Annotated in this window: 10 protein-coding genes and 2 pseudogenes; 7 read left to right on the plus strand and 5 right to left on the minus strand. The window is 50.0% G+C overall.

Features of this window, described 5'->3' with window-relative positions:
• Nucleotides 1–13 precede the first annotated feature (13 nt).
• Complete coding sequence (ppk2, locus tag VB741_RS18415; protein WP_442786394.1) at nt 14–967, minus strand: polyphosphate kinase 2; 954 nt, start codon at nt 965–967, stop codon at nt 14–16.
• Between the two features lie 401 nt (nt 968–1,368).
• Entirely contained in the window at nt 1,369–2,481 is a 1,113-nt protein-coding gene (locus VB741_RS18420) for a VWD domain-containing protein (RefSeq protein ID WP_323366659.1), read from the minus strand.
• A gap of 229 nt (nt 2,482–2,710) precedes the next feature.
• Here VB741_RS18420 and VB741_RS18425 point away from each other — a divergent pair, with 229 nt between their 5' ends.
• The 4 genes from VB741_RS18425 (at nt 2,711) to VB741_RS18440 (ending at nt 8,843) form a co-directional block, all read left to right on the plus strand.
• Nucleotides 2,711–4,834: an ATP-binding protein gene (locus tag VB741_RS18425; RefSeq protein WP_323366660.1), complete on the plus strand. Its 2,124-nt coding sequence runs from the start codon at nt 2,711–2,713 to the stop codon at nt 4,832–4,834.
• 276 nt (nt 4,835–5,110) lie between these two features.
• Nucleotides 5,111–6,637, plus strand: a complete 1,527-nt coding sequence (locus tag VB741_RS18430; protein ID WP_323366661.1) for a glycosyltransferase — start codon at nt 5,111–5,113, stop codon at nt 6,635–6,637.
• Between the two features lie 61 nt (nt 6,638–6,698).
• Nucleotides 6,699–8,105: an acyltransferase family protein gene (locus VB741_RS18435; protein ID WP_323366662.1), complete on the plus strand. Its 1,407-nt coding sequence runs from the start codon at nt 6,699–6,701 to the stop codon at nt 8,103–8,105.
• Between the two features lie 381 nt (nt 8,106–8,486).
• Nucleotides 8,487–8,843 (plus strand): hypothetical protein, encoded by a 357-nt coding sequence (locus tag VB741_RS18440; protein WP_323366663.1) that lies wholly within the window; start codon nt 8,487–8,489, stop codon nt 8,841–8,843.
• A gap of 167 nt (nt 8,844–9,010) precedes the next feature.
• Here VB741_RS18440 and VB741_RS18445 read toward each other — a convergent pair whose 3' ends face one another.
• The 3 genes and pseudogenes from VB741_RS18445 to VB741_RS18455 form a co-directional block, all read right to left on the minus strand.
• Nucleotides 9,011–9,157 (minus strand): DUF4351 domain-containing protein, encoded by a 147-nt coding sequence (locus VB741_RS18445; protein WP_323366667.1) that lies wholly within the window; start codon nt 9,155–9,157, stop codon nt 9,011–9,013.
• Nucleotides 9,153–9,395, minus strand: a complete 243-nt coding sequence (locus VB741_RS26470; RefSeq protein WP_323366668.1) for a CRISPR-associated endonuclease Cas1 — start codon at nt 9,393–9,395, stop codon at nt 9,153–9,155. Before VB741_RS26470 ends, VB741_RS18445 begins: the two co-directional genes overlap by 5 nt.
• A 418-nt stretch (nt 9,396–9,813) precedes the next feature.
• A pseudogene (locus tag VB741_RS18455) lies at nt 9,814–10,022 on the minus strand (IS6 family transposase); the annotation flags it as partial.
• Nucleotides 10,023–10,272: 250 nt separating this feature from the next.
• Here VB741_RS18455 and VB741_RS18460 point away from each other — a divergent pair.
• The 3 genes and pseudogenes from VB741_RS18460 (at nt 10,273) to VB741_RS18465 (ending at nt 12,191) form a co-directional block, all read left to right on the plus strand.
• Nucleotides 10,273–11,064 carry a DUF6920 family protein gene (locus VB741_RS18460; protein WP_323366664.1) on the plus strand — a complete coding sequence of 264 codons (792 nt, stop codon included), beginning with the start codon at nt 10,273–10,275 and terminating at the stop codon, nt 11,062–11,064.
• Between the two features lie 33 nt (nt 11,065–11,097).
• Nucleotides 11,098–11,358 (plus strand): annotated as a pseudogene (locus tag VB741_RS26475) (Acg family FMN-binding oxidoreductase); the annotation flags it as partial.
• 5 nt (nt 11,359–11,363) lie between these two features.
• The gene (locus VB741_RS18465) at nt 11,364–12,191 is read left to right on the plus strand and encodes a 2-oxo acid dehydrogenase subunit E2 (RefSeq protein WP_323366665.1); all 828 of its coding nucleotides are present in this window, start codon (nt 11,364–11,366) and stop codon (nt 12,189–12,191) included.
• Nucleotides 12,192–12,291: the final 100 nt, after the last annotated feature.

Below are 12,291 nucleotides of genomic sequence, written 5' to 3' on the forward strand. Positions count from 1 at the left end.
TATTTATTACCGATCAAAATTGGCTAGGCACCATGCGCTGGGTATCCTTCGGGGGGCGTTGATAATTGATCGCGTCTTGCCGTTTGGGCAACACAATCGGCTCATAGGGCAATTCGTGATAGGGAACCAGGCTGAGCAAATGGCTAATGCAATTTAATCTAGCCCGCTTCTTATCATCGGCATCCACCACATACCAGGGAGACTGGGTGGTGTCAGTCATGGCAAACATGTCATCCTTCGCCTTGGAATATTCCACCCAGCGAGCCCGCGCCTCCAGATCCATCGGGCTGAGCTTCCAGCGTTTTGTGGGGTCGTCAATCCGTTCTTGGAACCGCTTTTCCTGTTCCTTGTCACTGACGGAAAACCAATATTTCACCAGGATGATGCCCGAGCGTTGCAGCATGTGCTCAAACTCAGGACAGGTGCGCATAAACTCGGTGTACTCGGTGTGGGTGCAAAAGCCCATCACCCGTTCCACCCCAGCCCGGTTATACCAACTGCGGTCAAAGAGAACAATCTCCCCCGCTGCTGGCAGCTGGCTCACATAGCGCTGAAAATACCATTGGGTTTTCTCCCGTTCCGTGGGGGTGCCCAGGGCTACCGTGCGGCAGGAGCGGGGATTGAGACATTCGGTAATCCGCTTAATGGCACCGCCCTTCCCGGCGGCATCTCGGCCTTCAAACACGACAACAACTTTTAGTCCCTCATGTTTCACCCATTCTTGCATTTTTACCAGCTCTAGCTGTAGCCGCTCTAGCTCCGCTTCGTAGAAAGACTTGCTGATTTTTTTCTGGCCTTTAGAAGACTCTTTCCAGGACCCTTTCGGGTTCTGTTTAGGGGCAGACTTAGCTACAGACTTATCTTTTGCAGGGTCCTGTTTGGTCGATTTCTTTTTGGCCGACTTAGCTGCCGACTTCTTGGCTGACTTGTCTGTCGACTTTGCTGCCGACTTTGCTGGAGTTGCCATAGGAATTGTAGCGATCTGTGGAAAGGTCTGTTTAGTGGCTAAGGTTTTGGTAGCCTGACGTTTGGCCGCTTTATTTTTCACCGAGGATTTCTTGCTCGGTTTAGGTTGGTTGGATTGCTCTTTTGCCGGATCAGTATGTGCTTCCTTTCGGGTGTCATGCACGTTTGGCTTAACCATAGACCTGTCCCCAATATCTCTATGGCTGATAGCATAGGGGCTCAATCGCGAAAATATGGATGCGCTTAGGCTACTCTAAATAATTGCGATGAAAGAAAAATTAAAATGTAACGAAATTGATTAAAAAAGGTGCGACCGGGTTGCGATCGCACCTTTTTAATCAATCCATTTAATGGATTCAGAATTTGCCCCAGGGGTTATGCAGCTGCGCTACAGAGATCACCCTAAAAAGGCAGACGGAAACCACCCGGCAGGGGAATCACATCATCCACCCGGTCAATAATCCGGTCAGTTACCCGATCGACCACCACATTGGCCACCGCATTGACGGCGGCATTGGCAAAGCTACTATTGCCCGTGGCAGCGACATCAAACACACAGCCATCCATCTGGTCTTCCGCTACACCAGCAGCTTCGCATTCTTCAATGGCGGCTTCCAGGTCAGCGTCGCTCACACCGTTCAGGGTCAGATACTGGTCAGGAAAGCCCCGGTTGGTGAAGCTAGCGGTGGTCAGACCCACGGGATAGTCAAACAGGGACTCGGCCTGGGTAATGCGCCAGCTATCGCCAAATTGCTTGTAAAGCTGATCAAAGTAGGCGGTTTCTAGCTCATATACCGGAATGACTGCCGGTAGGGCTCGACTCAGGGTATTAGCCGCAATACTGTAGGTGGAGCGGGCCGGTATGGCGGTGCCGTTACGACCGACGAGGTCATCGTCAGGGTTACCGTTGTAGTTACCCAGCAGACCGGCCATTTGGTTGGTACGACCTCGACTGATTATCGGCATGATGTTAATAAACCGAGCGCCACTGACGTCAATGATTGTCAGGGCCACTTGGTCGCCACTGGGCCAGATCACAGTGTAGTTACGATCGTCCTGGCGCTGAATTTCACCACCATTAGGCAGGGAGAACGCATTATCCTCAAAATCAATGGGCACCCCATCTACCCACATCAGGCTGCGGCCATCGGGGCTATCTTGCACGTACATTCCCACCCGTTGATCACACACCCGCATGGCCACCGCCGTATTCAGGGATAGGTTGCTGCGGTTGGGCACCTCCGCCTGGCGAGCCTGCACCTCAAAGTCGCGGCTGCGGTCATGGGTCAAAATAAACTCGCCCACGGTTTGGAACCCATAGTGAAACCCATCAAAGGTATTGATGTGGGGGTCACCGTAGCTGCGTCCTTGCACCACATCTGAGGGAACAGAACGAGTTTCACAAAAGTTAGTTTGGGCAGCGGCTGGCTGGCTGGCTACCATCAGGGTAGTCAGTAGACCTACTAAAAATAGCCCGAAACACCGCCTAAACGATTTTGGGGTCAGGATAGTCATTGCTAAATACATTCGTTGATAGAAGTCCTTCATCTCTACAGGCTGAATCCAGGTGATTCCGTTAGTAATCCATGACTTAGATTAAGGACAGAGGTGCCCAAGGGCAATCCACAGCATAAGATATCGGCTTTGATTGCGGGTATTCTGTCATCGGGAGGCTAGTCTTGTCTGCCTAAGGGTTGCTCAAATAACGACACAAATTTTAGAAACGGTTCAGAATAAAACTTTTATGCATAAGGAGTTACCCTTCCTAGGAACCCGTCTACAAGTTCGGCATTCGTTAGGCTCTCGCTTGCTTTATTGGGTATTGGGCATGACCCTGCTGGGCATCGGTAGCGTCTCTTATATGTTCTATAGAGTATTGATCGCCTCTGCCCAATCCGAAATTCAGAGTCAACTGGATACGCAGGCGACCATGGTTCAGCAAGAACTTTCTCAAACAGAGGCTTATACCGTTGCCCTTTCAGATGCTGTCAAAGCAATGAAACAAAGCGGAGTAACTGAGTTAGAAAACTATCAAAATTTAGCTTTCCGTTTTTTTCAGAATCGCTCAGACTTGGCAATGTCGGTTTTCTTTGGCCAAGCTCCCTTTCAGATCGTGCCAGATCGCCAGGGATTTTTTCCTTATTTCTATCCCGATCAAAATGAGACTAATGCCCCAGGTAAATTGCTCTCGCCGCCCCATCAAGACATTCGTTATTCTGACCTGTTTGAGGACGACAACTATCTAGAACAGGATTATTACACAGTTCCTGTCGCAGCTAAAGTGGGCGTTTGGATGGAACCGTTTGATTGGCACGGCATAACGATGACCAGCTTTATTATGCCGTTCTATGACGACCAGGGAACGCTTTTAGGCATATCAGGTACAGACGTTAATGTAACTGTTATCAGTGAATGGCTAAACAAGCCCGTTGTTAATCAAAAAGGGTATTTTGCACTGATTACAGCTGACGGAAATTGGCTGGGTTATCCCCCCAATCCAACCCTGGCAAAAAACAGGGAAAATGCCGCAGATATGGCTGACTTCCAGGCCGTTTGGCAACACATTGAAGAGAAAAACTCTGGATTGGTTCAGATCGATCACACCTACTGGGCATACCAGCGGCTTGACTATACGGGATGGGTCATACTGGCTGCAGTGCCTAGGTGGGCGGTTGTGGGTCGAGTCTGGCTGATTACCCTGAGTGGAGCTATCGGGGTCGGTGCACTGTTGACAATCGTGGTGGTAGGGTTTGTGCGTTACCTCAATCGCCGCCTACAACCCCTAGTATTTGAATGTCAGCAGCTCATGGCGTTCGATACTCAACGCATGCTGCGATTGAACCCTACGGGGGAAACAGAAGGAGTCTGGAGCCCGCTCACTCCCACTGACATAAAGGGCGACGAATTGGAGCTACTGTCGCAATCATTCTCGCAGATGTCTCAGCAACTTCAGCAGTCCTTTGATGCCTTGGAAGCATCCAACGCACAGGTTAATGATGCTCTGGCCCAAGTCAAAGCCTCCCAGATGCAACTGATTCAAAGTGAGAAGATGTCGGCTTTGGGAGAACTTGTAGCGGGAATTGCCCACGAAATCAACAATCCCGTTAATTTCATTCATGGCAACCTTGCCCATATTGACAACTATGCCCACGACTTATTAAAGGTGGTAAGAGCTTATCAAGCTTACTACGACCAGCCCACCCAGGAGATTGAGCAACTGCTGCAAGATATCGAATTCGACTTTTTGAACAAAGACTTGTCAAAGCTGGTGAAATCGATGGAAGTCGGTACCGAACGCATTCGCCAGATTGTTCTGTCTCTGCGTAACTTCTCCCGTTTAGATGAGGCTGACTTTAAGGCGGTTGACCTACATGAAGGTCTAGACAGTTCGTTGTTGATTTTGCAACATCGCCTGAAAGCTCACTCCAACTGTGAAGCTATCGAAGTGGTCAAAGACTATGGTCAACTGCCCTTAGTGGAATGCTATGCCGGACAGTTGAATCAGGTGTTTGTGAACCTGATGGCAAACGCGATTGATGCCCTGGAGGATAACCGTTGGCAGCAGCCCAATATGGGTGAGAAAATTCTTCGGATTTCAACTCAGGTAATGAATGATGATTGGGTGCAAATCATTATCGCTGACAATGGGGAAGGCATAGGAGAAACTATCCGCTCCCGCATTTTCAATCCATTTTTCACGACCAAACCCGTCGGTAAGGGGACTGGCTTAGGCCTATCCATTAGCTACCAAATTATCGCAGAGAAACACCATGGAACAATCTCATGTGATTCTGAACTGGGCAAGGGCAGTAAGTTTATCATTCAGCTTCCTATCCGGCAGACTGGGCCAGCCATTACTGGGGCATAAAGAACCATGGGAATGCTGATAACTGAACCCATGTCCGTAAACACAGAAGTTAACATATGCTTAACATTGCGTTAAAATTGGCAGTCATGTTAAGAAATCCATAAAAAACGATTGATTTACTGGTCCAGTGGCAGCGGTTTTTATGGGGTTCATGGCTTAAGTTTAGGCGGCTTTAGGCTGCAAGTCATGGGTTTTCATGGCAACTAGGCAACCTGTTTGTGCTTCAACGGATTGTTCAGCGTTTATTTGATTCGGACGCCTCCAAAGGGGTGCTATATGCAAAAAAAGAATAATAAGTGCGATCGCAACATCGCCGGCTTATCCATTAGCCAATCCTGGCGATTTCAGGGCGAACACTGGCAGATTGCCAGCAAGCTGATTTTTCTAAATGTGCTGTTCATCGGGCTGCCCACCATTGTTTGCTACTACAGCCTAGCCCTAGGAAATCCATCGCTAAAATGGCTCCATAGCTCCCTTGTAATCCTATATCTGACCAGTGCCGCCATGGTGATTGCCGAGTCAACCGCCGCCGTGTGGCGACGATTTGCCGGCCAGTCCCGTTTACCCCTATCGTCCACCGACGTCTTCAAACATCGCCTGAAACAGGGACTGGGTATTCATGGGGCAGCTTTGCCCATGGATAGCCCGCTACCCCGCTGTTCGTTTATCGTGGCGGCCTACTTGCCCAACGAGCAGGACATCATCCTAGAGACGGTGGACCACCTGCTTAATCGAGTCCATCAGCCTCAGGCGGGTCTGGAGGTAATCCTGGCCTATAACACCCCCGTTGCCTTGCCCATCGAGCGAACGCTATCGCAGCTGGCTAGGAAGTACCCCAACTTTCGCCCCTACCGGGTGGAGGGCAGCCGTTCTAAAGCTGAAAATATTAATGCGGCCCTAGACATCGTCACCGGTGACATTACCTGCATCCTGGATGCGGACCACCATCCCGCGCCAGACTGTTTTGAACGGGCCAATCGATGGATTACCAATGGTTACGATGTGGTGCAAGGGCGCAATATGATTCGTAACCGGAGTGAAAATCTGCTCACACGCTTGGTGACGGTGGAGTTTGAGTCCATTTATGGCGTCAGCCATTCTGCCAAGTCGTTGATGGTGGACACCGCCCTGTTTGGGGGCTCCAATGGCTACTGGCGCACATCGGTGCTGCAGCAGATCCGGTTTAACCCCACCATGCTGACCGAGGATATCGATGCCTCGATCCGTACCCTGTTACAGGGCTATCGCATTGTCCACGACCGCAGCATTACGGTGACGGAGCTGGCCCCAAACCGGATCAGTGCGTTCTGGTCCCAACGCAAACGCTGGTCCCAAGGGTGGCTGGAAGTGAGTCTGCGCTATCAAAAACGATTTTGGAAATCGTCCCAGCTCACCTTTGGCCAAAAGCTGATTTGGACCCATTTGCTCTATTACCGCGAAATATTTCCCATTTTGTCGGTGCAGATTTTACCCATTGTGTTTAGCAGCTGGCTCATGACCGGCACCATTAACTTCAGTGACAATACATTCCTGGTATCGGCTACAGTCATTACTTTTTTAAGTAGTCTCTTCAAGCTCGGGGTGACCGCTAAGGTTGGGTATCGCCATTATCCCAGCTACTACTTTGTGCAATATGCTCTGCTCACTCCCTTTTACGCATTGTTTAAGAACATGATTGCGTTGGTCGCCCTCTATGACCACCTGAACGGAAAAACAGATTGGGTTGTAACGCCACGGGATGTGGCCCCCGTTGTTGCCAATTTGGAAAAGGCCTATGCGCTGCCTGAAACAGCGCGGTTGTAGAACCTGGCTTTAGAACCATAGAAAATCTCTTTTATACAACAACGTTTACCCTAATATCACTATGACTCGTCGTTTTAACCGTTCAGCGGCGGTACAGCGCCTCGCATGGTTAGATGGACTGCGCATCTCTGCCGCCGTCATCATCCTGCTGTACCATGCCCAGCTGCTATTTACCCAATATCGTTACACCCCCCAGCCCACGGGGCTGCTCCAAAATTTACAACAGCTGATACCTGGGGTAAATTCTCTCCATACTGTCTCGGGATGGATCGATCTGTTGGGGACTCCAGCCCTGTTTGGATTTCAGTTTGTGGATGTATTTATCCTGTTAAGTGGCTTTAGTCTCATGCTAGCCACCCGACAGCGCTCCTTTGACTGGTTAGCCTTTTGGCAAAAGCGTTTATCTCGGTTACTGTGGCCGTTTTGGACCGTAGCGTTGCTGGCTTATCCGGTGCTTTGGGTGCTGGGGGCTGCCACCCAGGGCTATATTCCCTCCCTGTGGAATCTGTTTGCAGCGTCTACCTTTCCATTGTTGTTTGACTATGGTGGCGATCTTCTGTTGCCCATTAGCGGCCCCTGGTGGTTTATCCCGCTGATCTTGAGTTTTACGCTGTGTTTTCCGTTGCTACATCAGCTCATGTATCGCTGGGGTGGACGTAACCTGTTGATGGTGAGCCTGGTGGTGACCTTAGGCTATCGGGCCTTGGCCACCTATTCCTTTGGTGGGCAGCCCACCTATACCATTTTGGATACGCCCCAGGGTCCCCTGCCGTTCTATGTGTTCTTGGCTAAGTTAAGTACCTTTGTGATAGGCATGGTGGTGGCCCAAGCCTATAAGCATGGTCGGGGCGTGCTCTTTTGGCCGCAGGCAAAGGCATTGCAAGTGGGGGTTTTGCTCTATGGTGTGGGGTTTGTCTGTCAGTTTTACAAACTCGGGTGGCTAGTGTGCGATTTGTTAGTACCCTTGGGGTTAACCCTGGTGGGTATGGTGGTTTGTCGTTGGTTGACGGCGGCTGGCTGGAGCCGTCAGCTCGCGATGAATTTAGGCAAATACAGCTATAGCTTTTTCCTGGTCCATAACTTTGTGGTGGGTTGGACGCTGGATCTATGGGTTCAAGGAGATGGGATGCGGTATGCGATCGCACTTCCCTTAATGATCCTCAGCACCCTAATCCTGGCCGCCATCGCCGATGCCGTTACCCCGCTACTGCAAAGAGCCCTGGCCCGTCTGTGGCAAGACATAGACTATTTGTTAGCTCGCAAACCCGTCCTGGCCACACCCAGTTGGGTGCCCGCCGTGGGGGACACCGTCCGCTATCTCGACCAACAGTGGTCGGTGCAAGCGGTGGAGGTGTTGCTGGATGATGGTAACTATTACCTCTGCAAAGTTGCCCAGGGGCAACAGAGCCGCTGGGTTAGTCAGGAGCAGTTACAGCTAATGGCACCGACGGAGTTGGCGAGGGGCTAGGGTGAAGTCTCACAGGTAGGGCTAGACACGTAATGGCGCATGGCAATGCTGGGTGAAATACCAGATCGCACCAATGTGATTCTCCACCGATTTTGAAGCTGAAGACATAGGTGAGCAGGTTGAAATGACGCCGTATATCGCCACTATTCTGTCAGACTAGTCTCAGCGATATCGATTAATATCCAATGCCTCAACGGGACACTCTCTGTTCTAAGCAAAGTGGCCAAGGCTATTCTACGGAGAACCCGCTATCGTCTTTTCGAAATCTTTAAAGTTGGCATTGTTGTTACTTAGAGCAGTTCATAGTGGCCCTGGGTATTCTAGGCATAGGGCAGAATTCTGCCCTATGCAAGTCATTTAATAGATTTAGCGAGATTTCAAATGATTCAGTTCAAGTTTTCTCACCTATGTGCCATGACCTTGATGACGGCTGCGACTGTCGCCACCTTATCCGATCAGGCCCAAGCTCAGGATACCCATTTTCTCTATGAAGGTGAATCGACCTCCTATGAGGTCTATTTGCTGTCTGGCCAAAGCATCTATGCTACCTGCGATGAAAATTGTTTCGATATTGATTTGTTTTTATATGACTCAACAGGGGCTGTAGTCGGCGCAGATGAGGCAACGGATGCTCAACCGGTGATCGTAGCACCTTACGAAGGCAGCTTCCTAGTAGAGATGTATATGTCGAGCTGCGCCACTACCGAAGGGTGTGCTGCTTGGCTCGCGTATGATTAAGGTTTCTAGAGCTTTATACGTATTATTTAGGATGTCAACCGAACCATTGAGTTAGAGATTAATCTTCTATCAGTTCTCCTTCCTTATATAGGCTTTATAGGGAAGGAGGACTGTAGACAATCATTGCGAAGTGACTCTCCCTTTCAACCCACTTACCCAATCTCCGCTTAACTTTCTGCTTGCCCATTCTCTGCAACAGCTTTTTTTTGATCTGAAAGCCAAGTCTCTACATCTGCCACTGTCTCAAACTCTAATAATGATTCACTTAAGTCCTTTAACATAGGCAACCTTAGCTGCGAGATCGCCGCTTCAATACACTGCGATCAGGGCTAGAAGATGATTCCACAGTAGTTGATAGCCAAAACTGAGCATGGCATTTACTGGATCCATTGGAGGTCGCCTTGTTCTTTTGGAGAAGCTAAATTCAGGCTGAGATAAGCAGTGGCCAAATACTTTGAAATAGGCGGCTGCGCCAGTGCCTTCGAGACCCATGAGTTCTTCAGTTGTTGTGACTGTGGCTACCCGTGGGCTGAGGGCGGCAAGGCTAGGAATCGCGTCGTCTAAAGTTGTTGTCCTAGATAGTCGAACGACCTAATCTTCCAAGTTGTGTTTGTAAACTGGCGTGGCTTGGGCAAGCTGCCCAGAATGGACCTGGACCAGGCGTGGAAGTGTAAAACTTCGATCCGGTCTTTATATTGCGGTTTGCGAGTGTCGCTGTGGAGTTGCGATCGCAACTGAGCTGCCAACGTAATGTTGAAACATAGGATTGAGATGCGGTGCTGCGTCAGACGATTGGTTGCGTTGCAAAAAGATCACGAAGAGAGAAGATCCCTGTCGAGCTCACTCTTGTTATACAACCTCTCCAAAGATTTCGTTGACGAAAGAGAGCTGTCCTATGATATCTCTTCTGGCTATCCCAGCGCTCTGCCCTTTTCGAATCATGTTCATTCCTGCAGGCATCATGGGTGGGCTTGAGATCCGGGCGGTAGCACTGGTCGATTTCTGGGCTGTAAGCCTGGCCCCAACGAAAGATAGTTGGGTGATCGACTTTCAGACCACGCTCGATCTTCATTTCCCCCAAAGCCCTATAACTCAAGCTATAGCGGAGATACCAGCGGACGTTCAGCAGGATGATTTCAGGTTTGAAATGACCCACTTAAATGGTTCTGAGGAAGTGATAAGGAATGGGCAGGGGCGATCGATGAGGCATCAGGTTAGCTTGCGATCGCAAATCGCTTTTTTGCAACGGAACCCAATCGTTAGATCGACAAGAGATCGCTGCATCTTCTAAAGACCCTATTGTCATCGAGAAGAATTTCTCACAAGTTCCTCATTTTTAAACATTAATGTGGAGCATGGATAAAACCCTTGGCAGTCGTTGCAATCTGATTTTTCTACGCAATAACCCGTTTTTATCACTGCTGACACAATGACTAAAACAATCCCTAAACCTAAACCCGTTTCAATTGAGGCGTTGTGGCAATCCACTTCGACTAGCGATCGCTACTTCAATCCTGCATTACTTACTCAGCTTCCCACTACCGCACGTCGGTATCTGGAACATGCCATTGCTCCCGACACGCCATTGGCTTCAGCCGTCAGATTGTGGATGCATGGTGATATCAAACTGGGCGAAAAATGGCGTTCTTTCCGGGGTGAAGAAGTAATCTGTTGGCATCGAGGCATGATTTGGCGAGCGACGACTTGGATGCAGGGTTTACCCATTTGGGGAGCTGATCGCATCGTGGACGGGGTCGGTGACATGGAATGGAAGATTTTGGGATTGTTTCCGGTCATGAAAGCTGCTGGTGAGGATGTCACCCGTTCGGGCGTGGGGCGCTTACAGGGAGAGGCCGTGTGGTTACCCTCGGTGCTTTGCCAGCCCGATATCGTTTGGGCTGAATTGAATGCATCGCAGGTACAAGCTAGCTTTACAACGTTGGGAGAGCCAGCCCATCTGACCCTCACGGTGAGCGAGGCGGGGACATTGGAGTGCGCCAAATTTCAGCGCTGGGGCAACCCTGAAGGCGCAGCATACCACTATGAAGACTTTGGCGTGCAGGTTGAGGAGAGTGGCATGTTTGAAGGTTACACCATTCCTAAGCGCATCCGGGCTGGCTGGTTCTTCGGTTGCGATTCCCCACAGGGGACGCTTTGCGATCGCTTTGAGTCAAAAGGTGAATTTTTTCGTTGCACGATTGATCAGGCAATCTATCGATAACCAACCTCTAGTGGTAAAAATTATGATTGCTTCGCCGTCTTCGTATCCGACGTTAATGACAAGGCTCATTGGGTCGAAGTCGGTCGCTGTTACGAGCGGTTTGCCCTCCAGGCTACTGCTCTGGGCATCCGCAATGCTTTTGTCAACCAGCCTGTTGAGGAAGTGAGTTTGCGACCTGCTTTTGCTAGGGCTTTGGGGCTGGGAGAGGGTAGACCCGATCTGGTAGTGCGTTTTGGGCGCGGAGCAGAGATGCCCAGGTCGTTGCGGCGATCGCTGGAGGCAGTGATTGTTTGAGCATAGTGAAAATATCTCTACAGCGGTATAACCTACGCCAAGAGTCAACCACACTGACGATGGGGACGAATATGGAACCAGTCGATCGAATTGGCCGCTTTGAAAAACTCAATTTTTCGCAGTTCCGTAACCCTACGATTGATACGCTGGTCTGGGGTCGCCAACGGCATCATATCCCGATTTTATTGGAAATTGATGTAACGGCAGCACGCGAGGCAATTCATGTACATAAAATGGCAGCCAGACAAGGCATCAGCTTTACGGGCTGGATTGTTAAATGTCTGGCCCAGGCAATTAGCGACCATAAATACGTTCATGCCCTGCGCCAAGGTAAGCGACATCTGGTGATTTTTGAGGATGTGGATGTGACGATCATCGTCGAACGAGTCACTGATACAGGTGAAAAGTTGCCCATGCCTTACATCATTCGGCAAGCCAATGAGAAAACCGTGGCGGAAATCCATGGGGAAATTCGGGCCGCCCAACGATCGTCGGTTGAGGGCGAAGTCCAAATCGCCTCCAACCGCGCTGCCTGGATGACCAAACTCTTCACGATCCTGCCACGATTTTTGCGCAATTGGCTCTTCTGGCAACCCGTGTTGCGTAATCCTTTTCTGTTTAAGCGGATGATGGGCACTGTCTCAGTTACGGCTTTGAGCATTGTGGGACAGAGTGGGATGAGTTGGGGAATTCCGATTGGGATTCATCCCCTAATCATTGCGGTGGGTGGGATCGTCAAGCGACCGGGAATTGTGCATGAGCAAATTGTGATCCGTGAGTACGTAGGACTGACTGTGCTGTTTGACCGTAACTACTCAGGCTTAAAAAATTAGAGAGTTTTCCCAGGTTACAGAGATTATCAGCTAGCGTAATCCAAATATAGGAATTGGTAACCTCCTTGAGCAAGCCCAAGGGTCGCATCAAACTCAGTGA

The organism is Leptothoe sp. PORK10 BA2, assembly GCF_034932105.1.
Taxonomy (GTDB): domain Bacteria; phylum Cyanobacteriota; class Cyanobacteriia; order Phormidesmidales; family Phormidesmidaceae; genus Leptothoe.

Coding starts and splice junctions, on each gene's coding strand:
- ppk2 (WP_442786394.1), bottom strand. CDS start 967: ATGGCAACTCCAGCAAAGTCGGCAGCAAAGTCGACAGACAAGTCAGCC.
- VB741_RS18420 (WP_323366659.1), bottom strand. CDS start 2,481: ATGACTATCCTGACCCCAAAATCGTTTAGGCGGTGTTTCGGGCTATTT.
- VB741_RS18425 (WP_323366660.1), top strand. CDS start 2,711: ATGCATAAGGAGTTACCCTTCCTAGGAACCCGTCTACAAGTTCGGCAT.
- VB741_RS18430 (WP_323366661.1), top strand. CDS start 5,111: ATGCAAAAAAAGAATAATAAGTGCGATCGCAACATCGCCGGCTTATCC.
- VB741_RS18435 (WP_323366662.1), top strand. CDS start 6,699: ATGACTCGTCGTTTTAACCGTTCAGCGGCGGTACAGCGCCTCGCATGG.
- VB741_RS18440 (WP_323366663.1), top strand. CDS start 8,487: ATGATTCAGTTCAAGTTTTCTCACCTATGTGCCATGACCTTGATGACG.
- VB741_RS18460 (WP_323366664.1), top strand. CDS start 10,273: ATGACTAAAACAATCCCTAAACCTAAACCCGTTTCAATTGAGGCGTTG.